The sequence below is a fragment of the Streptomyces sp. S07_1.15 genome, from assembly GCF_020739505.1.
Classification (GTDB): Bacteria; Actinomycetota; Actinomycetes; order Streptomycetales; family Streptomycetaceae; genus Streptomyces; species Streptomyces xinghaiensis.
Genome location: NZ_JAJBZK010000001.1, coordinates 1,694,346 through 1,718,923, shown reverse-complemented (window position 1 = coordinate 1,718,923; position 24,578 = coordinate 1,694,346). Strand labels below are relative to the sequence as shown.

The following is a 24,578-nucleotide window of genomic DNA, read 5'->3' as shown; positions in this document are numbered from 1 at the left end:
GGCGGCGGACGGCGGGGCGTATGGTCCTCCCGGTCCGGAGGTCCCGCCCGCCCCGGAGCGGCGGAACGCCACCGGACGCCGGAGACGAGAGAAAGGCCGCACAGCCATGCCGCAGCCACCCGCACGGACCGGTCCGGCCGCCCGGCGGAGAGTCCTGGTGGTCGACGACGAGCCGCGGATCGTCCGGGCCCTCGTCATCAACCTCCGGGCGCGCGACTACGAGGTCGACACCGCCGCCGACGGCGCCACCGCCCTCCGCACGGCGGCCGCCCACCGCCCCGACGTGGTGATACTCGACCTGGGCCTGCCCGACATGGACGGCGTGGACGTCCTCCACGAGCTGCGCCGCACCAGCCGGGTCCCGGTCCTGGTGCTCTCCGCCCGCCACACCTCCGGCGAGAAGGTCAAGGCCCTCGACGCCGGCGCGGACGACTACGTCACCAAGCCGTTCGGCATGGACGAGCTGCTGGCCCGGCTGCGCGCCGCGGTCCGGCGCTCCGAGCCCGTGGCCGCCGCCGAGGAGACGGTGCTGGTGGAGACCGAGGAGTTCACCGTCGACCTGGCCGCGAAGCGCGTCAACCGCGGCGGCCGGGACATCCGGCTGACCCCGACCGAGTGGCATCTGCTGGAGGTGCTGGTCCGCAGCCCGGGGCGGCTCGTGGGCCAGAAGCAGCTGCTGCAGGAGGTCTGGGGGCCCTCCTACGGCACCGAGACCAACTATCTCCGGGTCTACATGGCACAGCTCCGCCGTAAACTGGAAGCGGACCCTTCACATCCCCGGCATTTCATCACCGAGCCCGGCATGGGTTACCGCTTCGAGCCGTGATCCGTCCGGCCCCACCCCCCGGTAGGCTGCCCGTATGAGTGGTGCTCCCCGCCCCGTGAAACAGACCGGCCGCTTCCGCCGGATGCTCGACCGGCTCTCCTCCACCCCGGAGGAGCTGGACGCCGACGAGCTCCGGGAGGACGCCCGGGAGACGGCGGGCTGCGTTCCCATCCGGGAATGCCCCGACCGCGAGGTCGTCAAGGTGACCGGTACGCTGCGCACGGTCACCCAGCGGCCCAGGGCGGGTGTGCCCGCCCTGGAGGCCGAGCTGTACGACGGCTCGGCGCCGCTGGACGTGGTCTGGCTGGGCCGGCGCTCGATCGCCGGTATAGAACCGGGGCGCAGGCTCATCGCGACCGGCCGGGTCTCGACCAGTCAGGGCCGCCGCGTGCTGTTCAACCCCCGATACGAACTCCGACCTCCCGGACAGGAGTAGCCGGTGGCGTCCTCCGACAAGCCGACTCCCACGACCGCAGCAGAGACCGACGGCGAGAGCCCGGGCCCGGACCAGGACTCCGCGGGGAGCCGGTCCGCCGCCGACACCGCGCTGCTGGAGGCGTTCGGCGGGGTGCGCGGCATGGTGGACACCACCGTGCCCGGTCTCGTCTTCATCCTCCTCTACACGATCAAGCGCGACATCCATCTGTCGGCCATCGCCGCGCTCGGGCTGACCGCGGTGCTCGCCGCCGTCCGGCTGATCCGGCGGGACACGCTCAAGCACGCCCTCAGCGGGCTCTTCGGCGTGGCCTTCGGCGCCGTCTTCGCGATGATGTCCGGCGACGCGAAGAACTTCTACCTGCCGGGGATGCTCTACACCCTGGGCCTCTCGGTGGTGTACATCCTCTCGGCGGTGTTCCGCTTCCCGCTGATCGGCCTGCTGCTCGGCCCGATCCTGCGGGAGAACCTCTCCTGGCGCACCCGCAACCCGGGCCGCTTCCGCGCCTACACCCGGGCCACCTGGGCCTGGGGCCTCATCCTGCTGGCCAAGTCGGCGATCCTCTTCCCGCTCTACTGGTGGGGGGACGCCACGCAGCTCGGCTGGGTGAAGGTGGCGCTCGGCATCCCGCCGTTCCTGCTCTGCGTCTACCTCACCTGGATCTTCCTGGCCAAGGCACCGCCGCCGATCGACGTGATCGCCGAGATGGAGGCGGAGGAGCGGGAACGCGAGGAGCGCGAGCGGGCCCACCACCGGGGGGAGGACGCCTTCGAACGGCTGGCGCACGAGGTGGTGGACGACGCGATCGAGCGGCTGTCCGGACCGGCGCACCCGGGCGGCACGCACCGTACGGACGGCGGGGACGGCGCGGAGCCGCCCGTCCGGCGCCGGCACGCGCGGGACTGAGCCGGCAGGGCGCTCCGCGCCGGAGCCCGTGACACGGCCGAGGGGCCCGGAAACCGATGGGTGACCATGGGTTTCCGGGCCCCTCGCGCGTAGGCCTGTGCCGTACGCGGCCGGCGGCTCAGCCGTCCTGGCGGCGTACGGACAGCAGTTCCTCCAGCCGCTCCTCCCGGGCCGGCGCCGCGACGAACAGCAGTTCGTCACCGGACTCCAGGGCGTCGTCCTGGCTGGGCACCAGCACCCGCGTACCGCGGATGATCGTGACCAGCGAGGTGTCCTCCGGCCAGTCCACGTCGCCGACGCGGGTACCCGCCAGGGCGGACTCCGGCGGCAGCGTCAGCTCGACGAGGTTGGCGTCACCGTGGCTGAAGCGCAGCAGCCGGACGAGGTCGCCGACGCTGACCGCCTCCTCCACCAGCGCCGACATCAGCCGCGGCGTGGAGACCGCCACGTCCACACCCCAGGACTCGTTGAACAGCCATTCGTTCTTGGGGTGGTTGACCCGGGCCACCACGCGCGGCACCCCGTACTCCGTCTTGGCGAGCAGGGAGACGACCAGGTTGACCTTGTCGTCACCGGTCGCCGCGATCACCACATTGCAGCGCTGGAGCGCCGCCTCGTCCAGCGAGGTGATCTCGCAGGCGTCCGCCAGCAGCCACTCGGCCTGCGGCACCCGCTCCACGGAGATCGCCGTCGGGGCCTTGTCGATCAGCAGCACCTCGTGCCCGTTCTCCAGGAGCTCGCCCGCGATGGAGCGGCCCACCGCGCCGGCACCCGCGATCGCCACCCTCATCGCCGTTCCTCCCCGGGGCCCTCGGAGAAGACCGCCTCGACCTTGTCCATGTCGTCGACGCGCATCATCACATGCACCAGGTCGCCTTCCTGCAGCACCGTCTGGGAGGTGGGCAGTATGGCCTCGCCGAGCCGGGTCAGGAACGCCACCCGGACGCCGGTCTCCTCCTGGAGCCGGCCGACCTTGTGGCCGACCCAGTCGGTGGAGACGTGCACCTCGGCCAGTTGCACCGCGCCGCTCGGGTCGCGCCAGAGCGCCTCGGCGCCGGACGGCAGCAGCCGGCGCAGTATCTGGTCCGCGGTCCAGCGGACGGTGGCCACGGTGGGGATGCCCAGGCGCTGGTAGACCTCGGCGCGCCGCGGGTCGTAGATGCGGGCGGCCACGTTCTCCACCGCGAACATCTCCCGCGCCACCCGGGCCGCGATGATGTTGGAGTTGTCGCCGCTGCTCACGGCGGCGAACGCGCCCGCCTCCTCGATGCCCGCCTCGCGGAGGGTGTCCTGGTCGAAGCCCATGCCGGTGACCCGGCGGCCGCCGAATCCCGAGCCGAGGCGCCGGAAGGCGGTGGGGTCCTGGTCGATCACGGCGACCGTGTGGCCCTGTTCTTCAAGCGTCTGCGCCAGAGCCGAACCGACCCGGCCGCAGCCCATGATCACGATGTGCATGAGGTCCTACCCCGCGCCTTCCCCTGCCGTTGTGACCTGGACACACATCGCCCATCATCCTTCCGTCCCCGCCGGGGTGCCACTGATCCGTCGCTGATCCGTACTGTCCCCGGCAACGCTACCCCTCCGTGTTCGAGCGGGACCCATCGCGTGCCCGGCCTCACCGCCGGTGTTCCCCTGGTGTTCGAATCGCGTCAAGGAGTTCCGCCATCCGGACCGCCCGCGCTGTTCTCCCTGAGCGCGGGCTTACGATCCTCAGCGTGTCCAAACTGACCGACGTGCCCAAGCGGATCCTGATCGGCCGGGCGCTGCGCAGCGACAGGCTCGGGGAGACGCTCCTCCCCAAGCGGATCGCACTCCCCGTCTTCGCGTCCGACCCGCTCTCGTCCGTGGCCTACGCACCGGGAGAGGTGCTGATCGTCCTCTCCGTCGCGGGGGTGTCGGCCTACCACTTCAGCCCGTGGATCACGGTCGCCGTGGTGCTGCTGATGTTCATCGTCGTCACCTCGTACCGGCAGAACGTGCACGCGTACCCCAGCGGGGGCGGCGACTACGAGGTGGCCACCACCAACCTGGGGCCGCGGGCCGGGCTCGCCGTCGCGGGAGCCCTGCTCGTCGACTACGTCCTCACCGTCGCCGTGTCGATCGCGGCCGGGGTGGAGAACCTGGGCTCTGCGGTGCCGTTCGTGGCCGAGCACCAGACGGCGTTCGCCATCGGCACCATCGTGGTGCTGACCCTGATGAACCTGCGGGGTGTGCGGGAGTCCGGCAAGCTCTTCGCGGTCCCCACGTACGTCTTCGTGGCGGGCGTCTTCCTGATGATCTTCTGGGGGGCCTTCCGCGGGCTGGTCCTCGACGACGAGATGCGCGCCCCGACCGCGGACCTGGAGATCGCCGCGGAGGAGCAGGGGCTCGCCGGCTTCGCCCTGGTGTTCCTGCTGCTGCGGGCGTTCTCCTCCGGCTGCGCCGCGCTCACGGGCGTCGAGGCGATCAGCAACGGCGTCCCCGCCTTCCGCCGCCCCAAGAGCCGCAACGCCGCGACCACCCTGGCCCTGATGGGCTCCCTGGCCGTCACCATGTTCGTCGGCATCATCGCGCTGGCCATGGTCACGGATGTCAAGATGGCCGAGCGACCGGCCCACGAACTGCTGCGGGACGGTGTCCCGGTCGGCGCCGAGTACCACCAGGACCCCGTCATCTCGCAGGTCGCCGCGGCGGTCTTCGGCGGGGGCTCGCTGCTCTTCCTGCTGCTGGCCGGGGCCACGGCGCTGGTGCTGTTCCTGGCGGCCAACACCGCGTACAACGGATTCCCGCTGCTCGGCTCGATCCTCGCCCAGGACCGGTATCTGCCGCGCCAGCTGCACACCCGCGGCGACCGGCTGGCGTTCTCCAACGGCATCGTGATGCTGGCGGGCGCCGCCGGCGTGCTCGTGTACGTCTACGACGCCGACTCGACCCGGCTGATCCAGCTCTACATCGTCGGCGTCTTCGTGTCCTTCACGCTCAGCCAGGCCGGCATGGTCCGGCACTGGAACCGCCATCTGGCGCAGGAGACCGCCCCGGCCGCCCGGCGCCGCATGCTCCGCTCCCGGGTGATCAACTTCACCGGGGCCTGCATCACGGGGCTGGTGCTCGTCGTCGTGCTGGTCACCAAGTTCACCCACGGGGCCTGGGTCGCCCTGCTGGGCATGGTGATCTTCTACGGGGTGATGACGGCGATCCGCCGCCACTACGACCGGGTCTCCGAGGAGCTGGCCGCCCCGGACGAGCCGGGCGACGAGGGCACACGTCCCTCGCGGGTGCACTCCATCGTGCTGGTCTCCAAGGTCCACAAGCCCACCCTGCGTGCGCTCGCCTACGCGAAGCTGCTGCGCTCCGGGCCGCTGGAGGCGCTGAGCGTCAACGTGGACCCGGAGGAGACCCGGGAGCTGCGGGCGGAGTGGGAGCGGCGCGGCATCACCGTGCCGCTGAAGATCCTGGACTCGCCGTACCGGGAGGTCACCCGGCCCACCATCGAGTACGTCAAGGGGCTGCGCCGGGACAGCCCGCGGGACGCGGTCACGGTCTACATCCCGGAGTACGTGGTCGGCCACTGGTACGAGCACCTGCTGCACAACCAGAGCGCGCTGCGGCTCAAGGGACGGCTGCTGTTCACGCCCGGGGTGATGGTGACCTCCGTGCCGTACCAGCTGGAGTCCTCCGAGCGGGCCAAGGCGCGCGCGAAGCGGCGGGCCGACTGGAGCGCGCCGGGAGCGGTGCGGCGGGGGCCGGCGGGGCCGGCCGGCACGGCCGAACAGGAGCCTTCCCGGCCGGAGTTCCGTACCGATTCCGGAGTGGACGGCGGCTCCCGCCGGGGGACGTAGACTGGAGGGCTGCGGTCGGCCCGTCCCGGCCCTTCCCGCCCGGCCTCCACCTCACCACCAGCTCAGGAGCATCCCCGCTGTGACGACACCATCCACCCCCTCCGCCTCCGAAGCCCCCTCGCTCGTCGGCGAGGAGTACGAGGTCGAGGTCGGGCCCGTCGCGCACGGGGGGCACTGCATCGCCCGCACCCCCGGCGGCCGGGTGCTGTTCGTCCGGCACACGCTGCCCGGTGAGCGGGTGACCGCCCGGGTCACCGAGGGCGACGAGAGCTCCCGCTTCCTGCGGGCCGACGCGGTGGAGGTCCTGGAGGCCTCGCCGGACCGGATCCCCGCGCCGTGCCCGTTCTCCGGTCCCGGCAAGTGCGGCGGCTGCGACTGGCAGCACGTGGCGCCGGGCGCCCAGCGGCGGCTCAAGGGCGCCGTGGTCGCCGAGCAGCTCTCCCGGCTGGCCGGGCTGACGCCGCAGGAGGCGGGCTGGGACGGGACCGTCGAGCCCGCTCCCGGCGACAAGGTGGCCAAGGGCGAGGTGCCGGCCTGGCGCACCCGGGTGCAGTACGCGGTGGACGAGGACGGGCAGGCGGGGCTGCGCAAGCACCGTTCGCACGAGGTACAGCCGGTCGACCACTGCCTGATCGCGGCGCCGGGCGTCAGCGAACTCGGCGTGGAGAAGCGGGAGTGGCCGCAGATCGCGGGGGTCGAGGCGATCGCGGCCACCGGCTCGAACGACCGGCAGGTCATCCTCACCCCCCGCCCCGGCGGCCGGCTGCCGATCGTGGAACTCGACCGCCCCGTCTCGGTGATGCGGGTGGAGGAGAGGGACGGCGGCGTGCACCGGGTGCACGGCCGGCCCTTCGTCCGCGAGCGGGCGGCCGGGCGCACCTGGCGGGTCGGCTCGGGCGGCTTCTGGCAGGTTCACCCCAAGGCGGCGGACCTGCTGGTGGAGGCCGTGATGCAGGGCCTGATGCCGCGCAAGGGCGAGATGGCCCTGGATCTGTACTGCGGCGTCGGCCTGTTCGCGGGCGCCATCGCGGAGCGGGTGGGCGAGGCCGGCGCGGTGCTCGGCATCGAGTCCGGCAAGCGCGCGGTGGAGGACGCCCGGCACAACCTCGCCGACCTGGACCGCGTCCGTATCGAGCAGGGCAAGGTCGAGCAGGTGCTGCCGAAGACGGGCATCACCGAGGCCGACCTGATCGTCCTCGACCCGCCGCGCGCGGGCGCGGGCAGGCAGACGGTCGCCCGGATCGCCGCCCTGGGCGCCCGCCGCGTCGTCTACGTCGCCTGCGACCCGGCGGCACTCGCCCGCGACCTGGCGTACTTCCGCGAGGGCGGCTACAAGCCCCGCAAGCTGCGGGCGTTCGACCTCTTTCCGATGACGCACCACGTGGAGTGCGTGGCGGTCCTGGAACCCGCCGCAAAGGGCCTGTGACCTGCTGATTCTCTGAATACCCGGGTTTCGGGCGGGTCGCGCGGCACATGATTCCCCGGGCGCACGACGTCGAGTGCCCCGCTTGCCGGGTGGACGCCGCCTGACCCGCGGTTCCGGCCCGTGGCATGGAGGACGTCGAGGGGTGGTCCCCGTCTTCCTGGAGTGGCGTACAGCAGTCCTGACGCTCGCCCGAGGCGCATTCTGATGGCGCGTCAACTTCTGGGGTCGAGGTCGGGGTAGGGGTAGGGGTCGGGGTCGTCGGCCGGCTCGGGCGGCCCCCTGTGTCCGTGGTGAGGCGAGCCGTCGCCGCTGGGTATGCCGCCCCTCGGCATCGCCCTGCACGCCGGTCCGGGCCGCACCCTCGCCTTCCGGTTCCGGGAAGGGTGCCGGCTCCCGGCTCTCGGCGGATTTCCTGTTCGCCGCCCCCCCTGTAATCAACTGCGTTTGTTTCATTGACATTTCACTCAGAAGTCGTACCTTGGGAGCGCTCCCATGGCGCTTCGCAACTCGAAGGAGTTCCCCCACATGCGCAATCAGAGCCCCTCAACCGGGCGTACCCGGTCTGCCCTCCGCCGGCCTCTCCAGGCGCTCATCATGCTGTTCGCCGTGGCTGTCGGCGCCCTGGCCTGGTCGGCCCCCGCCCAGGCTCACGGCACCATCGTCAACCCCGCCTCCCGCGCGTACCAGTGCTGGCAGACGTGGGGCAGCAACCACACGAGCCCGGCCATGCAGGCCGAAGACCCCATGTGTTACCAGGCATTCCAGGCCAACCCCGACACCATGTGGAACTGGATGAGCGCGCTCCGCGACGGCCTCGGTGGCCAGTTCGAGTCGCGGACCCCCAACGGGGCGCTCTGCAGCAACAACCTCTCGAGGAACGCCAGCCTGGACAGGCCCGGGGACTGGAAGACGACCAACGTCAGCAGCAACTTCACGGTTCAGCTGCGCGACCAGGCGTCCCACGGTGCCGACTACTTCAAGGTCTACGTGAGCAAGCAGGGCTTCAACCCCAAGACCCAGACCCTGGGCTGGGGCAACCTCGACTTCATCACGCAGACCGGCCGCTACGCCCCGGCGCAGGACATCAGCTTCAACGTCAACACCTCCGGCTACAGCGGACACCACATCGTGTTCGTGATCTGGCAGGCCTCGCACCTCGACCAGGCCTACATGTGGTGCAGTGACGTGAACTTCGGCTGAGCCGGAAAGCCGCACACGGCACCGGCCGCTGCCGGGCGCCGGTAACCCGCCGCCCGGCCGGCCGAGCTCCGCCGGGGCGGGGGACCCCTGTGGTCACCCTGCCCCGGCGGGGCTCCCTGCGCTCCTGGTGAGAACACACCCGATCGCGCGGCAGTCGCACGATGGCCGGCTCCCCGCCGTCTCGTCGTACGACTCCGGCACTCAACGGCCGGGGAGACCTCCGTCGGCCCACTGGCGCATCGCGGGCCGCCGGGAGTACCCGCGCCGCCCCGGCCTTCCCCGGCCGTTCGACAGCTCCCGGAGACCTCATGCCCAGGGACGAAACCCCCTCCCGGAACACACCTCGCTCACCCGGATTCGACCGCAGGGACTTCCTGACCCGCGCGGGTGGTCTGACCCTCGCCGCCGGCGCCGGTTCGCTGCTGCCGTCCGGCACCGCCCACGCCGCCGAGATCATCACCACACCGCGGAACGGCATGCAGGGCGGCTACTACTACGATTTCTGGACGGATGGTGCCGGAACGGTCTCCATGACGCTCGGCGACGCCGGCCATTACACCGTCCTCTGGAACGACTGCGGGAACTTCGTGGCGGGCAAGGGCTGGGCCACCGGGGGGCGCAGAACCGTGAAGTGGGCAGGCGACTTCGCCCCCTCCGGCAGCGGTTACCTGTCCGTCTACGGGTGGACCACCGACCCGCTCGTCGAGTACTACATCATGGACGGCTATGGCTCGTACCGGCCCGACTTCTCCGATCACAGGGGCGTCGTCGCCGGCGACGGCAAGACCTACGACATCTACCGGACGGTGCGTATCCCTCTGCCGTCCGAGGGCGTGGGCAACCAGATCATCCAGCAGTTCTGGAGCGTCAACCAGGGGGAGCGGGGCAACGGCGGCACCATCACCACCGGCAACCACTTCGACGCTTGGTCACGCGCCGGGATGACCTTGGGCAGCTTCACCGACTTCATGATCGTCGCGACCGAGGGCTACCAGAGCAGCGGGCACGCCGACATCTGGGTCGGGTGAACTTCCGCGGGCGGAAGGCGGACGCCGGGGCTCTGCTCACTCGGTGGCCCGGGTGGGTCGCCCGACTCCCTTCGTGATACCGCTCCGCCATCCGCCATCCGCCTCCGTCGCCGGCCCGTTCGTCGAGGACGTCGCGCAGGACACCATCGATGTACCGGGCATCGCCGGACGCCTGTCGGCCTGGTTCCCCGTCTGCCGGCAAGCCGGCCATGAGGGGACCGTCGTCGCCCGTGTCCGTGCTCCGGCCGGCCCGGCACCACCGTCCCAGCCTTTTCGTGGCGTGACGTGCGCGTTTTGGCGCAGAGGCCTCGCCGCGTGTTCCGGGGTCGGTAGCAACGCCTGTGAGAGGTATTGACGTCGTTCAACGGTTCCCTATCATTCAGGTTGCTCGATACTTCGACCATCGTTCGATATCTCGGACATGTCGAGTCGCTCCATCGCACAGCAGGGCATCTCCGGGTCGCCCCCCACCGAACGCCGAGCCGCAAGGGACCTGCCGCATGTGTGCATGTCATGGCCTCATCAGCATCCCCTTCGTCGCGCGCCGGGGACCGCCTCCGGCCTCGTCGCCGGCGCGGTCCTCCCGCTGACGGGAGCCTCACGTGCCGCGGCCGCTCCCGCCCGGGGGCCGGCCCGCGTCACCGCCGGGGAGTACGCGGGGATACGCGAACCCGGCGATCGGGCAGGACTCCGCGGACATCGCTATCGGCCGGCCCGCCCGGCCGGGCCACCGTGACGCTCGCGGACCGCCGCACACCGCACGGCAGTGCAGTGCACCGACAGTCCGGACAGCCTTTGACGAGGCCAACCGGAACCGCCCCCTCAAGGTTGGGAAACCCCCCATGCACAGAGGAAGTTTCAGCCGCAGGCATCCGTCCGCGGCGCTCGCCGCCGCGGTCGCGGCGGCCCTGGCCACGCTGGCGGCGCTGCTCGTCGCCCCCTCGGCTCAGGCGGCCACCAGCGGCGCCTTACGCAGTGCCGGCTCGAACCGGTGTCTCGATGTGGTGGACGCCGGCCAGACCGACGGCACGTCCCTGCAGATCTACGACTGCTGGGACGGGGCCAACCAGCAGTGGACGCTGACGGACGGCAATGAGCTGACCGTGTACGGCAACAAGTGCCTGGACGTCCCCGGCCACGCCACCGCACCCGGCACCCGGGTGCAGATCTGGACCTGTAACGGCGGTGCGAACCAGCAGTGGCAGGTGAAGTCCGACGACACGGTCGTCGGCGTGGAGTCCGGGCTGTGCCTGGAGTCCGCGGGAGCCGGTACGGCCAACGGCACGGCGGTGCAGATCGGGACGTGCGACGGCGGCAGCAACCAGAAGTGGACCGGCCTGGCCGGGACGCCGCCGACGGACGGCGCGTGTGCTCTTCCGTCGTCGTACCGGTGGGCGTCGACGGGCGCGCTGGCGCAGCCGGCGCACGGATGGGCCTCGCTGAAGGACTTCACCGCCGTGAAGCACAACGGCCAGTACCTGGTCTACGGGACGAACTACTCGGGATCGTCGTACGGCTCGATGGCGTTCAGCCCCTTCAGCAACTGGTCGGACATGGCATCGGCCGGCCAGAACGGGATGAACCAGGCCACGGTGGCTCCCACGCTGTTCTACTTCGCGCCCAAGAACATCTGGGTGCTGGCGTACCAGTGGGGTCAGTGGCCCTTCATCTACCGCACGTCGAGCGACCCCACCAACCCCAACGGCTGGTCCTCTCCGCAGCCGCTGTTCACCGGGAGCATCTCCGGCTCCGACACCGGCCCGATCGACCAGACGCTGATCGCCGACGACCAGAACATGTACCTGTTCTTCGCCGGTGACAACGGCAAGATCTACCGGGCGAGCATGCCGCTCGGAAACTTCCCGGGCAACTTCGGCTCGTCGTACACGACGATCATGAGCGACACGAAGGCCAACCTGTTCGAGGGCGTACAGGTCTACAAGGTCCAGGGCCAGAACCAGTACCTCATGATCGTCGAGGCGATGGGCGCGAACGGGCGCTACTTCCGCTCCTTCACGTCCAACAGCCTGAACGGTTCGTGGACCCCGCAGGCCGCCAGTGAGAGCAACCCCTTCGCGGGCAGGGCCAACAGCGGTGCCAACTGGACCAACGACATCAGCCACGGTGACCTGGTCCGCAGCAACCCGGACCAGACCATGACCGTCGACGCCTGCAACCTGCAGCTGCTCTACCAGGGCAAGGACCCCAACGCGGGCGGCGAGTACAACCGGCTGCCGTGGCGGCCGGGCGTCCTCACCCTGCAGCGCTGACCTCCCGGTTCACGGTGACCGTGATGTGGCGCGTTCCGCAGGCGCGTCGTGGGCGAGCGTTCACGGCGCGGTTCACCTGCTGACCGGCGCTCACCGCCTTCGAGGGACCCCAGCCGTGCGGCGGCTGGGGTCTCTCTCACTCCGCCGATCGGCGCGTGAGCCCCGTAGGACCGCGTCCGTCCTGGGGGCACTGGGGCCAGGCTCGCGGCCGCGCCGGAGCCTAACCTGAGCGGCATGACCACCTCGAAACTGGGCGAGTTCCTGCGGAGCCGGCGCGCGCGGGTGACGCCGCCCGACGTCGGTCTTCCCCAGGACGGACGGCGGCGCGTCCCCGGCCTGCGCCGTGAGGAAGTCGCGATGCTGGCCCGCATCAGCGTCGACTACTACCTGCGACTGGAGCAGGGCCGTGAACGGCACCCGTCGCCGCAGGTCCTGGACGCCCTGGGCGACGCGCTGCTGCTGGACGACGACGGCCGGCTGCACCTCTACCGGATCGCGGGTATGACCCCGCTCCCGCGCCACGAGGGCGGCGTCGAGCGAGCGGACCCCCAGCTGCTGGCGCTGGCCGACCTGTGGGACCGCACACCGGCCCTGCTCCTGGGCCGCGCGTACGACGTCCTCGCCGCGAACACACTGGGGCGGGCCGTCTTCCCCCATCTCCCACCCGGCGCGAACGTGCTGCTCACGATGTTCCTCGACCCGTCGGTCCGCTCGTTCCACGCGCACTGGGAGAAGGCGGCGGCCAACGCGGTCGCGGGATTCCGCTTCCTGGAGGGCGCCCGGCCGAACGACCCGCGGATCCACGAGGTTCTGCGGACGGCCTCGGAGAGCAGCCGCGAGTTCGCCGACCTCTGGCGGAGGCGCGACGCACGGGGCAAGAGCGATGCCGCGAAGGTCCTGCTGCATCCCGAGGTCGGCGAACTCACCCTGCGGATGCAGACCTTCGACGTGCGCTCCGCTCCGGGGCAGCAGCTGATCGTCTACCACGCCCAGGAGGGCACCCGGACCGCGGAAGCACTCCGCCTGCTCGGCTCGCTGGCGGCGACCGGCCACCCCGTACACCGGGACGACGCGCCGAAGCGGGCCGGCTGAGGGTCCGCCCCCGAACAGGCCCACAGCCGGCGTCACGGGCGCCGCCGTCCTGCTGACGGGAGGTTTCCGGGAGGCCCGGGGTGGCGACCGCGGCCCCGTGGAGGGTGGGTGCGCCGCACCCGGGAAGCGCTCACCCAGGGGGACGGCGGCCTGGCAGCGTCCCGCCGCAGGGCCGAGGGTGGACCCATGACCAGCAACGACACGCCCCGCGATCCGCACCCGTACGTCGGGATGTGGGTGACCGCGGACGGCCACATCCGCCAGGAACTGCTGCCGAACGGCCGTTACGACGAGGCCCGCGGCAACCGCCGGAGCGCCTACACCGGCCGCTACACCGTCACCGGCAGCCACCTCGACTACGTCGACGACACCGGCTTCACGGCCACCGGCGATGTCCGCGACGGCGTCCTCTTCCACGAGCACCTCGTGCTCTACCGCGAGAACGACCCGCGCGCCCGGGAGGGCACCCGGCCGTGACCGGGACCGAGCAGCGGGTGGCCTGAGCCGCCGGCACCGGACCCGCGAACACGCGGTGCCCGCCTCCGGACGGCGGCGCAGCGGTCGTCAGTACAACTGCCGGGAGACGTCCCGCCAGCGGCAAACCCAACGCGCTGCCACCCGATTGGTGCCGTCGCGTCGACCTCCGTCCTGACGCCTCCACGCCTGTTCTCCTGCTCACGGCTGCCCGAACTCCCTATGATCAGAGGACCTTTACGAGTGGGGATGCGTCCCCACGGCGTCGCGGAGGTTCGATGGATCCGGCCAGCGTCGGTACGACCGCTCGCATCGCCTCGGCGGTCGCGCGGCCCATCATTGCCAGACTCTTCGTCAAGGAGGGTCCAGGAGCCGGACTCGTCGACAAGCCGGTGCGTGTGTCGCGGTTGGTGAGCTGGGGCGAGAAGCGCAACCTGAACCAGCTCGACATGTGGAAGATCGCGCGCGAGCTGGTCAAGGTGGCCATGGAGGTGAACCCTCGTGAGTCGCCGATCGCTTCCGACGAACGCGAGGCCCTGGCGGACGCTCTCGCGGCGACGTTGAGCGCGCTGGGCGACCTGGAGATGGACGACGTCCAGGCGGTGCGGCTCGGTCGGGAGGAGCTGGCACGCCGGCTGAAGCGAGCACGTCCGGACGCCACCCGCGACCTGTCCGCCGACGCCACCACCCTGTACGACAGCCTCGTTGATCTGAGCTGTCTGCACATCCTGCACTTCTTCACCCAGCGCTCGACCTTTGTCGCCAATGCGCTGGTCACACAGACCCGCATGCTCGACGAGGTCCTGCGGGCGCTGGACGCGCTGGTGGACCGGATCCCCCGCCCCGGCAGCGCTGACGAGGAGTTCGAGACCCGCTATCTCGCCCACATCGAACGCAAATACGGCAAGCTCAATATCTTCGGCCTCGACCTCAGCGACCCCAACCGGGCCCGCTGGCCACTGGACACCGCCTACCTGAACCTGGAACTGGCCTCGCAACGTGCCGGAAGCTCTCCGTCAGCGAACCGTCAGCGTGTGGAGGAAGCCCTATCCGGCTGTACCCGGGCGATGCTGCGGGGGATGGCGGGGTCGGGCAAGACCACCCTGCTCCAGTGGATGGCTGTATCCGCCGCACAGCAAGTCTTCCCCGACGGGCTGTCGGGGCTGCGGGGCCGCGTGCCGTTCATGCTGCCCCTGCGTGCATTGGTCCAGCAGCCGGGACTGCCCCGTCCCGAGCAGTTCCTCGGCGCGGTCGGCAGCATCCTGCACGGCTTGCAGCCCGAGCACTGGGCCGACCGAGTGCTCGCGAGCGGCCGGGGCATAGTGCTCATCGACGGTGTGGACGAGGTCTCCGAGAGCGAACGTCCGGGCGTGCGGCGGTGGTTGCAGGATCTTGTCGACCTGTATCCGAGGACGTTCTTCCTCGTCACCTCCCGCCCATCGGCCGTGGATACGCACTGGCTCGCGGAGCTCGACTTCGCCGAGTTCAATCTTCTCCCGATGACCCGCCATGACGTCGACCGCTTCGTCGACCGCTGGCACGAGGCCGTCCTGACCACGCTCGATGAGCCCGAGGAGAGACAGGCGGTGGAACGCTGCCGCGATGCTCTGAGCACAACACTGCGGCAGAAATACGACCTGTACCGGCTGGCCACCAACCCCTTGATGTGCGCGCTTGTCTGTGCCCTGCACCGCGACCGGCTCACGCATCTGCCCGAGCGCCGCATGGAGCTGTACGCCGCCGCGCTGACCATGCTGCTTGTGCGTCGTGACAAAGAGCGCGAGATCGCCGCGCCGCAGGGGCTGGCACCAACGGAGGAGGCCCAGGTCCAACTGCTCCAGCGGATCGCGTACTGGTTGATCCGCAACGGACGCTCGGAGGCGGCCCAGACCACCGCGGTCCGCATCATCCGCGAGAAGCTGCCGGCCATGCCGCACCTGGCTCCGCCCGATCGAGCCGAGGACGTCTTCAGCTTCCTGTTGTTGCGCAGTGGGCTCCTGCGGGAACCGTCGGCGGGTACGGTGGACTTCATCCACCGCACGTTCCAGGACTATCTCGGGGCCAAGGCGGCCGTCGAGGCCGAGGACCTGGATCTGCTCGCCGAGTCCGGCCGTGACGACCAGTGGGACGACGTGATCCGCCTCGCCGTGGGCCACGCCCGGGACAGCGAACGCGCTTATCTGCTGCGGAAACTGATCGAGCTGGGAGACCTGACCACCGACCCGCGGCTGCGCCGGCGTTACCACCTGCTGTCCGCGGCCGCGCTGGAGCACGCCACCACCCTCGACCCGGCGGTCCGCGCTGCGGTGAACCTGCGGGCCTCGGCCCTCATCCCCCCGGCCACCACGGCGGATGCCGAGGAACTCGCCACAGCCGGGGACATCGTCCTGGACTTCCTGCCCGGCCCTGAGCGGTTGTCCCCGGAGCAGGCCCGGGCGACGGTGATGACTGTCGCCCGGATCGGCGGCGAAGCAGCGCTGGACCAGCTCGCCCACTTCAAGCGGGTCGCCGACCGCGACGTACGCCAGGAAGTCGCCCTGTCCTGGTCCTACTTCGACGCCCAAGCCTTCGCTGAGGAGATCCTCGACGGGCTGCCGCTGGACGACCTCACGCTGCACCTGACCGATCCCGAACAGATCACGTGCCTGGAATCGCTGGACCGGATTCCGCATCTCCTCCTCAGAGGGCAGCTGCTGACCACCGAACTCGTGGATGTCCTCGCACCGGAGAAGGTTCACTCCCTGTCGATCGCGCCGTCGAGCGCTGTGTCCATCACACTGCCCTCACTGGCCCCGCTGAGTGGCATGAGCCGACTCGCGATCGAGTCCTGCGACGTCATCACGGACCTGGCCGCGCTCGGCGAGACCTCGGCTGTGGAACTGTCCCTGCACCGACTGCCGGGCGAAGTGGATCTTTCCTTCCTGAGGTCGGCCTCGAACCTGAGATCCCTGACTCTGTCCTCTCAACACGGCCTCCCGCTCCCCACGGCGCCGCTGTCCCAGGTCACCTCACTCAAGATGGAAGGCGTCCTGACGGGAACGCGGGTACCGGACTTCGCGGTGGCTTTTCCCTCGCTGACCTCGCTCACCCTGCGCTTGACGTGCCAGAGCTATCAGTCGGCCGTCGACCTGTCGCCGCTGCACAACGTGCTGCGCGCACAGATCGACGTCACCCTCGTGGACGGCGGGAAGGTCCACGGGCTGGAGGCCCTGCCCACCGAGCGCGTCGTCGTACGGCACGAGGGGCGGGGCAGGCAGGAGGGCCGAACCTGGACCGGTCGTCTACGGCGGTTCCGTACATAGAGCGTTGGACGCGAACGCCCGGCCTGAGGGTGTGGTGATCTCGACCGCTGATCGACGACGGCATCCGCGGGTACGCCCTGGTACCGCTCACGGAAGTACCGTGTCGGCCGCCTTCACCGCCTCGTCGCCGGTACAGATCGCGCTGGGTGGGTGGCGGCGCGGATTGGGTCGGTACGCGGGCGTGACGGGGGCGGGTCTGTGCCGTTGGCCAGCAAGGCAAGTCCAGGAGGCGGTGCGGAGGGGGAGGCGGTGGCCATGGCGGCGGACAGCGGTGACGGTGCCCGGAACTGCGGCGACGGGGCGGCTGAGCTGCCCGACAGTCTGAAGACGTTCGGCGCGGTGCTGAAGGTGCTGCGCGAGGAGGCAGGGCTGACGCAGGAGGAGTTCGCACCGCGAGTGCGGTACTCGGTGCCCTACATCGCCAAGATCGAGCAGGGCAAGCGGTTCCCGCCGAGGGAGCTGCCCGGCCGCGCGGAGGAGCCCTTGGGCCATGTCGCCTCCCGCATCCTGGCGGCGGCCCACCGCAGCCTGACGCGCCGGGCCGGGCTGGCGTCCTGGTTCCGGCAGTGGGCGGGTATCGAGGAGGAGGCGCTGTCGCTGTACGCGTACGAGTGCCGGGTCGTCCCGGGGCTGTTGCAGCCCGAGCCCTACATTCGGGCGGTTTGCGGCAGCCGTCTGCCACCGCTGACGGACAAGCAGCTCGACGATCAGGTCGTGGCCCGGCTGGAGCGGCAGCGCCTGCTTACGGAGAGGGCCAACACCGCGTTCGGCTTCATCATCGAGCAATCAGTGATCGAGCGCCGTACGGGCGGTGAGGATGTCACCCGCGCTCTGATCGACCACCTGCTGGACCGGGCGCAGCTCCGGAACGTGCAGTTGCAGATCATGCCCCGGCGGCAGTCGTCACACGCGGGACTTGACGGCCCCCTGTACTTGGCCGAGACCCCTCAGAACGAGTGGGTCGGCTACTGCGAAGGACACCAGAGCAGCAACCTCCTCACCCATCCCATGCAGGTCAGTACCGTGCTTCAGCGCTATGGGAGTATGCGCTCGCAAGCTCTCAGCCCGGATGCATCCGTCAGCCTGCTTGAGCAGATGCGAGGAGCCCTATGAACGCCACAGAACTGGTCTGGTTCAAGAGCAGCTACAGCGGTACGAGCGGCGACAACTGCGTTGAGGTGGCCATATGCCACGAGGCCGTCCTCGTCCGCGACTCCAAGGACGTTGGGCGGCGGCCGCTGTCCATGTCCCCGGCCGCCTGGGCGGACTTCCTCAGCCACACCGCCAACTGATCCGCACATACTCACCATCTGTGCGGCGGGGTCGGCCTCGGTCCCGCCGCACAGATGTGTCGAGACAGCTCTGGCTCCTGCTGCCACGGTCCGGGGAAGTGCGGCAGCGGGCGCCCGGTCGGGCGGCAGTGCGGGAAGTCCTGGACGGAGCAGCCTGACCGATCGATTCCAAGGGGGCGTACCAGGACGTTCCTTGTGCGCGCGGTCGCTCCGTCATGGTCGCTCCGCGACGGACCGGCTCCGGTCGGGAATGCACGGCACGACCCGGCGCAACGGACCGAGCGCCCGACTGCCGCGCGGAGTGCCGATGCGGCGGTGGTGGGCGGCGAGGAGACGCGAAAGGTGATCCACGGCGTGGCGTGGGACATCGAGCGTGGACCCAGGGGTGACCGACGTGAAGCCTCTGGTGCAGCGGACGATCTTGTGGTGACACCTGTCCTGCCAGGGGGCTTTACGTCTTTCTGTGGGCGGGTGCAGCCTGCGCGGCCTGCTCACGCCGGAGTGGTTCATGCCGCTTCGCGTAGATCTTTCGCTGAGAAGACGCCAGTGAGCGGTCCTCCGACACGATCAGCTCATGCCCCTGCACGATGAGAGAGGTGCAAATTGAGCAGGTTGATGGATGCGTACGAAACGAAAGTCTCTCCGGACCACCAGTTGTTCGGAGTGGTTGACGCAGGTGTCGACAGAGATTTCCCGGACCCGGATGACACGAAGTGGCTGCTGTCCATGCCGGGCATGGTGTACCTGCAAGTACCCAGCCAGGTGTTCTACGCCGCGCTACGGCTGGAGAGCTGGTCTGCGACGCCCCCGGATGGTTCCGTCGAATGGTCCGGGCAGGAAGAAGTGGAGGTCGAACTTCCCACGGGTGGACTTGCGGTCGAGACCATCGACGGAGGATTGGCGAACATTCCACTCGTGTTGCCCTCTCCTGGCCGGTACAGGATGCGGTGGACATGGGTGTTCAATCGTGAGCATGCGCCATTCTTCTCGCCCGTGAGAGGGGTGGGGGATATCCATATACCGGGCGGCCATGAGGGGGCTTTGGGTGAGAGTCAGCAGTTCTGCTTGGTGCAGATCTGGCGCGTCGGCCGGGGGAGTCGCCGCTGAGAAAGGTGCGGGGCCGATCATCGCGACCCGCGACAACTCGTTGGAGTACCGCCCCCGCGACGGGGCCCGGGGGACGATCTTCCGGTCGAAGAAATCGTGGCCGCGCGACATGGCGGAACGCATCCTCGCAACGCCGTCATGTACAGCATCGGCTGCATGAAGCATCCGGAGGTGCACCTCGGAGTCGGCAAGCTTGTCGACATCGGCGTTCTGCGACTACCGCGAGGGTTTACCCCATGGCAAAACCAGGGGCTGACGCCCAGATGTCCTGCGCAGGACAGAGTTTCACAAGACCGATGTCACCGTAGCAATGACCATTAAGGGGGAGTCTGTGAAGCGACGCGTACTCGGGCTGCTTGGCGCAGCCTTCAGCACGGTGCTGATCGCCACCACACCGGCCTCAGCGCATGGCACGAACGACTGGGTACGGACCACTCAGGGCGCGCCCGCGGGATGGGCCCACAGAACCGCGAAGAGCTATGTCGGTGGTGTCGAGCAGGAGACGGACATCTACTGGCAGGCCAACGGCGAAGTGTGGATCGAAAGCAAGGTGTGGGACAGGGCGACCGACGGCTACTGCGCGGCTGTCCAGATCCGCTACGAGATCTCCGAGCGTCCCGGGCAGTGGGCAGGCCACTGGCACTACCGCCCCGTCGGCGGCGCCCTCGACTGCGCATACCTCGAATCCCTTCCCCAGTACAGCTACAGGTGGATGGCGCGCCATGCCACCCGCTCCGTTGCGGCACGGGCCTGCCACGCCGACTCGAGCGGCAAGATCATCGAATGTGAAGGGAAATGGCACTGAGGGGGTCGTATCTCCTTCATTGAGGCTTTGCCGTGCGCCCTGCAGAACAGCAGGAACACCGCTGCGTCACGGTGTCCCCTCCTGTTCTGCTGGGCGCACGGGAAAGCCTCACTGCGTGCGGTTCCCCTGCTCTGGGAAGTCCTTGCACGCTACAACGCCCCGCACACAGGAGAGCTCGCTCTGCACCTCTCCCAGCTTGCCCTGGCACTGGCCGACGCCAACGAACCGGAGGAAGCGGCAGCAACGGCACGGCGGGCCGGCCGTGCCGGTCCGTGCGGCGACGGTCCCGGTCGGCGCTCGCGTGGGGCGGAGGCAGGGACCGAGACGCTGTCATGTCACCGTGAGCCGTCCAGCCGCATGAGGACGGAGTATGCGGACTCGGCCCGGCGGGCCGGAACGGCATCGGGGTGTGCGTGGTTGAGAAAGCTGCGGGTCCCGCCGTGGTGGAGGATCCGGCCGTCGTCCATGAGGGTGACCGTGTCGGCTTCGTCGGCGAGGTCGGCGATGTCATGGGTCGACATGAGCACCGGGGTCTCCGCCGCGACCTCCCGCAGCACATCGCGGAAGACCGTGCGCTGGTGCGGGTCGAGCCCGGCCGTCGGCTCGTCCAGCAGGATGACGCGCGCGTCGTGGGCGAGGGCGCAGGCGATGCCGGCACGGCGGAGCTGTCCGCCGGAGAGCCTGGCCGTCTTCTGCCCGGCCTGCTCGGCGAGTCCGACCCGGTCGAGGGCGGCTGCGGCGCGCTCCCAGGCCCGGGAGCGGCTCTCGCCCTTCAGCCAGGCGACGTAGGCCACGTACTCGCGGGCCGTCAACTGACGTGAGGTCGGGACCCGTTGGGGGAGCCAGGCGACGTGGCGGCGGTACTCGCGGCTGGCGGAGGTGAGGTCCGAGTCGGTGAACAGGACCCGGCCCGCTCTCGGGCGGACCGTGCCGGCGAGCAGAGCCAGGGTGGTGGACTTGCCCGCGCCGTTGGGGCCGAGCAGGATCGTCAGGCCCTTCCCGGGGACTTCGTAGGTGAAGCGGTGCAGAACGGGGCGGATCCAGCGGTGATAGCGGAAGGTGACGCGGTCGAGCAGCAGAGTCATCGGTCGGTCCTTGGTGTGCAGCAGATGAGGGAGAGAATCCCGGTCAGGAAGACGAGGGCGGCGCCGACGGCGGCATGCGCGACACGGGGTTCCTCCGCGACGATTACCCAGGGGTAGGGGTCGTTGCGGCTGCGGCCCCCGAGGAACAGGGACTGGATCATCCAGAAGACCGGTGGCAGAGCCGCGCGGTGCCCGAGCAACGGCCAGGCGCCCAGGGCGAGTCCGCAGAAGAGCAGGTTGTTCCGCGCCACCGCCCACATCGCCTCCTGCCCGAGGAGTGACATCGCCGCGGCCACCGCCGTGGCCAGCAGCGCGAAACCGGACACCAGCGCGATGTCCCGCGCGTGGAGCCGGCGGACGGCGGAGCGTTCCACCGAGGGCATCCGCCTCTCGAGGCAGACGACGAGGACGACGGCTGGGATGAGACAGACGAAGTTGCTCAGCTGCGTCGTCGCGTAGCTCCCCACGAACGCGGGGAAGACGAGGATCACGTTCAGGGTGAGTCCGGTGCCCACGGCAAAGCCGATGAGCGCACCGGGCAGCAGGCCGAAGGCGCCGCGCTGGCGCAGCCACCAGTTCATGCTCACCGACCTGCCCGGCAGGCGTGCCGGAGCTGTCCGGCGTACCAGGTTCTCTGTTCCCGCGGCGGAAGGCCGCCCACTCGGGCCATCTCGGTGAGGAGTTGCCCCTTGCTCTGTCCCTGGCCGAACCCTCCGGTCTCGCGGGAGAGCCAGGCGAGGTACTCGCTCTCCACACCGGCTGTCCGGGCGGCCCAGAGGGTGGGGTAATGGAGGGTGTTCCAGTCCGGTTTTTCGCAGGGGAAACCGACGACGGCGATGGCTATGTTCTCCCGGAGGACCTGGTCCGCGCTCCCGGGCACCAGGTCGAGAGTCCAGTGTTCCCCTCGGGTGTCGGTCTGCCGCACATCGGCCACGGTGCGGTCGGTGACGCGGTCGGGCTCCTCGGAGATGAGCCCCCGGGCGCGCAACCGGTCCGTCATCGCGGCGAGTCCGTCCTGGACCTCCCCGATGTGGGCGGAGCCGGCCGACGGCAGGCAGACCTCGGGCGCGCTCCCCGCACAGGTGACCGGGGCCAGGCCCTTGGCGGCCGGGGCCGTCGCGCGCCAGTCCTTGGCGATGCCGTACGCGCCCAGCAGGCCCCCGGCGGCGATCGCCAGGGCCGCGGCGACCGAGGCGGCGCGGATCCGCGAGGGTCCTGCCACAAGGACACCGGCAACGGCCAGGCACACCGTTGGCAGCAGCGCGGCAGCCGTCATGGCCGACGAGTACGTCTCACCGAACCCCACCCAGGCGATGGACCCGGAGACGTGGCGCGGCCAGTAACTGTTCGCCCCCAGGGGGAAGCTGATGCCGATGAAGACCACCACGGCGACGAGCGGGGCGGAGTACAGGGCGTGGAGCCGGCGCCCGATGACGAAGCCGATGACCGCGTGCGCGGTGAGCAGGACGACGACCATCCCCATCAACTGCAGCACATACAGATCGGGGAGGACCCCGACCACCCACAGCCCGCCCGCCGTGACCCCGGCGGTCAGCAGCGACAGCGACAGCACGGTGATGAGAAGGGGCTGAACCGCGATGCGCCAGGTGGGGCGTGCGGCACCCAACTCCCAGGTACCGAGGGCGCGAAGCCGGGTCGCCTCCACGGCGGCCAGGGCCGCCACCGCCGCGGCGGCCATCGGAACCGGGGCGTGCACGGCGTACGAGGCTGCCTGCGCGGGCCAGGGCACGGCGATGAGCCGGTCGATGTTCCGGGTGCTCGTGAGGAAGAGGTAAGCGAAGAACAGACCGAGCACGGGGAAGGCGAGCACGGCCGGATGCGTGCGAAGAGCGGAGGAGAAGCGCATGAAGCCTCGCATGGAGAACGGAACAGGGCCGCCGCACGCGGTGCGCACGGCGGCCCGACAGGATCAGTCAGTCAGCCTTGGTCGTGTCCACACTGGCTTTGTCAGCTACTCCGGTGCAGGCCCGCACCCTGTACCGAGCTTATCGATCTCGAAGTAGGAGCTGTCATGGGGCAAGCCCGACTGAGTGGCGTGGGGCGGATGATCTGCCCTGCGGCAACAGGTCCGTTCCGCACGGCACGTTGCCCAGTCCAAGGCGTGCTGCGCGCTTCCGGACTTCAGCTTCGGTCCGCCGCCCGCCCTCCCGGAAACGCCTCGCCGTCTCGCCACGGCCGCGGACCGGCTCGCGGACTTCGAGAGCGCCCGCGCGGTGCTGTCGGAGCCCGTGCGCCTCGTCGACGTGAGGGCTCCGCCTGAACTCCGGATCATCGGCCCGCCGGCCCGGTTCACCGCGGCCGGGCAGCACCGTCGATGTCAGTGCCCGCTCATAGAGTTCAAGCACTACTCGGGGAGCAGCGGAGGGGGAGCGGAAGCGTGTCCGCCAACAAGATCCAGCACAAGGTGAACCACGTCGCGCTGGTCGTGGACTGTTCGGGGTCCATGTACCAGCACCAGAGTCAGCTCATCCGCGTGGTCGACGAGTTCGTGGCGGGCCTGAAGGCCGAGTCGGACAGCCTCGGTCACGAGACACGGATCAGCCTGTACTCCTTCGACCACCGGGTGGAGAACCTGGTCTGGGACATGGACGTGAAGCATCTGCCGTCCATGCGGGGTCTGTACAAGGTCAACAACGGTGCCACGGCTCTGATCGAGGCGTCGCTCAAGTCGCTGGACGACCTGGGTCACATCTGGGAGGAGTACGGCGAGCACAGCTTCCTGCAGATCGTGGTGACGGACGGCGAGGAGAACGCCTCCGGCGGCGACCGGCGGCACGACGGCGACATGGCCATCCTCGGTCCCTGGCTCGACAGGATCACGGCGAAGATGGGTTCGCTGCCCGGCCACTGGACGTCCGCGATCCTCGTCCCGAACTCCCTGGCGAAGCGCACTGCCCAGAACTACGGCTTCCCGGCCGGCAACATCGCCATCTGGGACGCGGATTCGCACGAGGGGGTCGAGGAGGCGATCGGCACCGTGCGCGCCGCCGCCACGAGCTTCCTCCGGGGCCGTGAGCAGGGCGTGCGCGGCACGAAGAACCTGTTCGCCGTCGGCCAGGACATATCGGTGGACGAGGTGCGGGCGACCCTCGAGCCGATACCGGCCGACCGGTACCGGCTCCTGAAGGTCGACAAGGAGATGGAGATCCGGCCCTTCGTCGATTCGCATCCGGGCGTGAGGTACGAACGCGGGGCGTGCTACTACCAGTTGGGGGCCAGAGCCCTGGTGCAGCCCAACAAGGAAGTCGTCGTGGTCGAGAAGGACACCGATCGCGCCTACACGGGCGACGCGGCACGCAGCCTGCTGTTCGGGACGGGGATCCAGGGGACCGTCTCCGTGAAGGCGGGGAACAACCCCAAGCTGGAGGTGTATGTGCAGAGCCGTTCGGTGAACCGGAAGCTCAAGCCGCGGACACGGCTGCTCATCATGTTGTGAGGCTCGCCTGCCCCGAGTCGCCCCGAGCTGCCCCGTCGTCAGGGCGACGGGGCA

Annotated in this window: 21 protein-coding genes; 16 read left to right on the top strand and 5 right to left on the bottom strand. The window is 69.9% G+C overall.

Going from position 1 to position 24,578, the window contains the following annotated elements:
* Nucleotides 1-106: 106 nt before the first annotated feature.
* From LIX60_RS07290 to LIX60_RS07280, 3 genes are read left to right on the top strand one after another with little or no spacing between them, the layout of a single operon-like run.
* Nucleotides 107-826 carry a response regulator gene (locus LIX60_RS07290; protein WP_050930897.1) on the top strand — a complete coding sequence of 240 codons (720 nt, stop codon included), beginning with the start codon at nucleotides 107-109 and terminating at the stop codon, nucleotides 824-826.
* Between the two features lie 34 nt (nucleotides 827-860).
* Complete coding sequence (locus tag LIX60_RS07285) at nucleotides 861-1,262, top strand: OB-fold nucleic acid binding domain-containing protein (protein WP_043460733.1); 402 nt, start codon at nucleotides 861-863, stop codon at nucleotides 1,260-1,262.
* 3 nt (nucleotides 1,263-1,265) lie between these two features.
* Nucleotides 1,266-2,168 carry a DUF3159 domain-containing protein gene (locus tag LIX60_RS07280; protein ID WP_227957731.1) on the top strand — a complete coding sequence of 301 codons (903 nt, stop codon included), beginning with the start codon at nucleotides 1,266-1,268 and terminating at the stop codon, nucleotides 2,166-2,168.
* 118 nt (nucleotides 2,169-2,286) lie between these two features.
* Here the strand turns inward: LIX60_RS07280 and LIX60_RS07275 are convergent, their stop codons facing one another.
* Both LIX60_RS07275 and LIX60_RS07270 read right to left on the bottom strand, forming a co-directional pair.
* A complete protein-coding gene (locus LIX60_RS07275) occupies nucleotides 2,287-2,958 on the bottom strand; it encodes a TrkA family potassium uptake protein (protein WP_227957730.1) in 672 nt (223 codons plus the stop codon).
* The gene (locus LIX60_RS07270) at nucleotides 2,955-3,623 is read right to left on the bottom strand and encodes a TrkA family potassium uptake protein (protein ID WP_043460731.1); all 669 of its coding nucleotides are present in this window, start codon (nucleotides 3,621-3,623) and stop codon (nucleotides 2,955-2,957) included. The genes LIX60_RS07275 and LIX60_RS07270 overlap by 4 nt, the downstream gene beginning before the upstream one ends.
* A 260-nt stretch (nucleotides 3,624-3,883) precedes the next feature.
* Between LIX60_RS07270 and LIX60_RS07265 the strand changes: the two genes are divergently transcribed.
* From LIX60_RS07265 to LIX60_RS07205, 12 genes are all read left to right on the top strand, one after another.
* On the top strand, nucleotides 3,884-5,986 hold the full coding sequence (locus LIX60_RS07265; RefSeq protein ID WP_227957729.1) for an APC family permease: 2,103 nt from the start codon (nucleotides 3,884-3,886) through the stop codon (nucleotides 5,984-5,986).
* Nucleotides 5,987-6,065: 79 nt separating this feature from the next.
* On the top strand, nucleotides 6,066-7,412 hold the full coding sequence (locus tag LIX60_RS07260; protein WP_227957728.1) for a class I SAM-dependent RNA methyltransferase: 1,347 nt from the start codon (nucleotides 6,066-6,068) through the stop codon (nucleotides 7,410-7,412).
* Between the two features lie 594 nt (nucleotides 7,413-8,006).
* Entirely contained in the window at nucleotides 8,007-8,612 is a 606-nt protein-coding gene (locus tag LIX60_RS07255) for a lytic polysaccharide monooxygenase (RefSeq protein ID WP_043460728.1), read from the top strand.
* 308 nt (nucleotides 8,613-8,920) lie between these two features.
* Nucleotides 8,921-9,640 (top strand): glycoside hydrolase family 11 protein, encoded by a 720-nt coding sequence (locus LIX60_RS07250; protein ID WP_227957727.1) that lies wholly within the window; start codon nucleotides 8,921-8,923, stop codon nucleotides 9,638-9,640.
* Nucleotides 9,641-10,482: 842 nt separating this feature from the next.
* Nucleotides 10,483-11,910: a non-reducing end alpha-L-arabinofuranosidase family hydrolase gene (locus tag LIX60_RS07240; protein ID WP_227957726.1), complete on the top strand. Its 1,428-nt coding sequence runs from the start codon at nucleotides 10,483-10,485 to the stop codon at nucleotides 11,908-11,910.
* Between the two features lie 234 nt (nucleotides 11,911-12,144).
* Nucleotides 12,145-13,002 carry a helix-turn-helix transcriptional regulator gene (locus LIX60_RS07235; protein ID WP_227957725.1) on the top strand — a complete coding sequence of 286 codons (858 nt, stop codon included), beginning with the start codon at nucleotides 12,145-12,147 and terminating at the stop codon, nucleotides 13,000-13,002.
* A 186-nt stretch (nucleotides 13,003-13,188) separates the two neighbouring features.
* Nucleotides 13,189-13,479, top strand: coding sequence for an Atu4866 domain-containing protein (locus tag LIX60_RS07230; RefSeq protein ID WP_227957724.1), 291 nt, complete (start codon nucleotides 13,189-13,191; stop codon nucleotides 13,477-13,479).
* A gap of 275 nt (nucleotides 13,480-13,754) precedes the next feature.
* Nucleotides 13,755-16,778: an NACHT domain-containing NTPase gene (locus tag LIX60_RS07225; RefSeq protein ID WP_227957723.1), complete on the top strand. Its 3,024-nt coding sequence runs from the start codon at nucleotides 13,755-13,757 to the stop codon at nucleotides 16,776-16,778.
* A 255-nt stretch (nucleotides 16,779-17,033) separates the two neighbouring features.
* Nucleotides 17,034-17,891, top strand: coding sequence for a helix-turn-helix transcriptional regulator (locus LIX60_RS07220; protein WP_227962659.1), 858 nt, complete (start codon nucleotides 17,034-17,036; stop codon nucleotides 17,889-17,891).
* Complete coding sequence (locus LIX60_RS07215; RefSeq protein ID WP_227957722.1) at nucleotides 17,888-18,070, top strand: DUF397 domain-containing protein; 183 nt, start codon at nucleotides 17,888-17,890, stop codon at nucleotides 18,068-18,070. The genes LIX60_RS07220 and LIX60_RS07215 overlap by 4 nt, the downstream gene beginning before the upstream one ends.
* A 615-nt stretch (nucleotides 18,071-18,685) precedes the next feature.
* Nucleotides 18,686-19,177, top strand: a complete 492-nt coding sequence (locus LIX60_RS07210; protein WP_227957721.1) for a hypothetical protein — start codon at nucleotides 18,686-18,688, stop codon at nucleotides 19,175-19,177.
* A 331-nt stretch (nucleotides 19,178-19,508) separates the two neighbouring features.
* Nucleotides 19,509-19,982 carry a hypothetical protein gene (locus tag LIX60_RS07205; RefSeq protein WP_227957720.1) on the top strand — a complete coding sequence of 158 codons (474 nt, stop codon included), beginning with the start codon at nucleotides 19,509-19,511 and terminating at the stop codon, nucleotides 19,980-19,982.
* A 335-nt stretch (nucleotides 19,983-20,317) separates the two neighbouring features.
* Here the strand turns inward: LIX60_RS07205 and LIX60_RS07200 are convergent, their stop codons facing one another.
* Genes LIX60_RS07200 through LIX60_RS07190 form a run of 3 tightly spaced genes read right to left on the bottom strand, consistent with a single transcriptional unit; the run spans nucleotide 20,318 to nucleotide 22,946 of the window.
* Entirely contained in the window at nucleotides 20,318-21,067 is a 750-nt protein-coding gene (locus tag LIX60_RS07200; protein ID WP_227957719.1) for an ATP-binding cassette domain-containing protein, read from the bottom strand.
* Nucleotides 21,064-21,648 (bottom strand): hypothetical protein, encoded by a 585-nt coding sequence (locus tag LIX60_RS07195; RefSeq protein WP_227957718.1) that lies wholly within the window; start codon nucleotides 21,646-21,648, stop codon nucleotides 21,064-21,066. Before LIX60_RS07195 ends, LIX60_RS07200 begins: the two co-directional genes overlap by 4 nt.
* 2 nt (nucleotides 21,649-21,650) lie before the next feature.
* A complete protein-coding gene (locus tag LIX60_RS07190) occupies nucleotides 21,651-22,946 on the bottom strand; it encodes a magnesium transporter (protein WP_227957717.1) in 1,296 nt (431 codons plus the stop codon).
* A 519-nt stretch (nucleotides 22,947-23,465) separates the two neighbouring features.
* Between LIX60_RS07190 and LIX60_RS07185 the strand changes: the two genes are divergently transcribed.
* Nucleotides 23,466-24,524 carry a vWA domain-containing protein gene (locus LIX60_RS07185; protein WP_227957716.1) on the top strand — a complete coding sequence of 353 codons (1,059 nt, stop codon included), beginning with the start codon at nucleotides 23,466-23,468 and terminating at the stop codon, nucleotides 24,522-24,524.
* The last annotated feature ends 54 nt before the right edge of the window (nucleotides 24,525-24,578 follow it).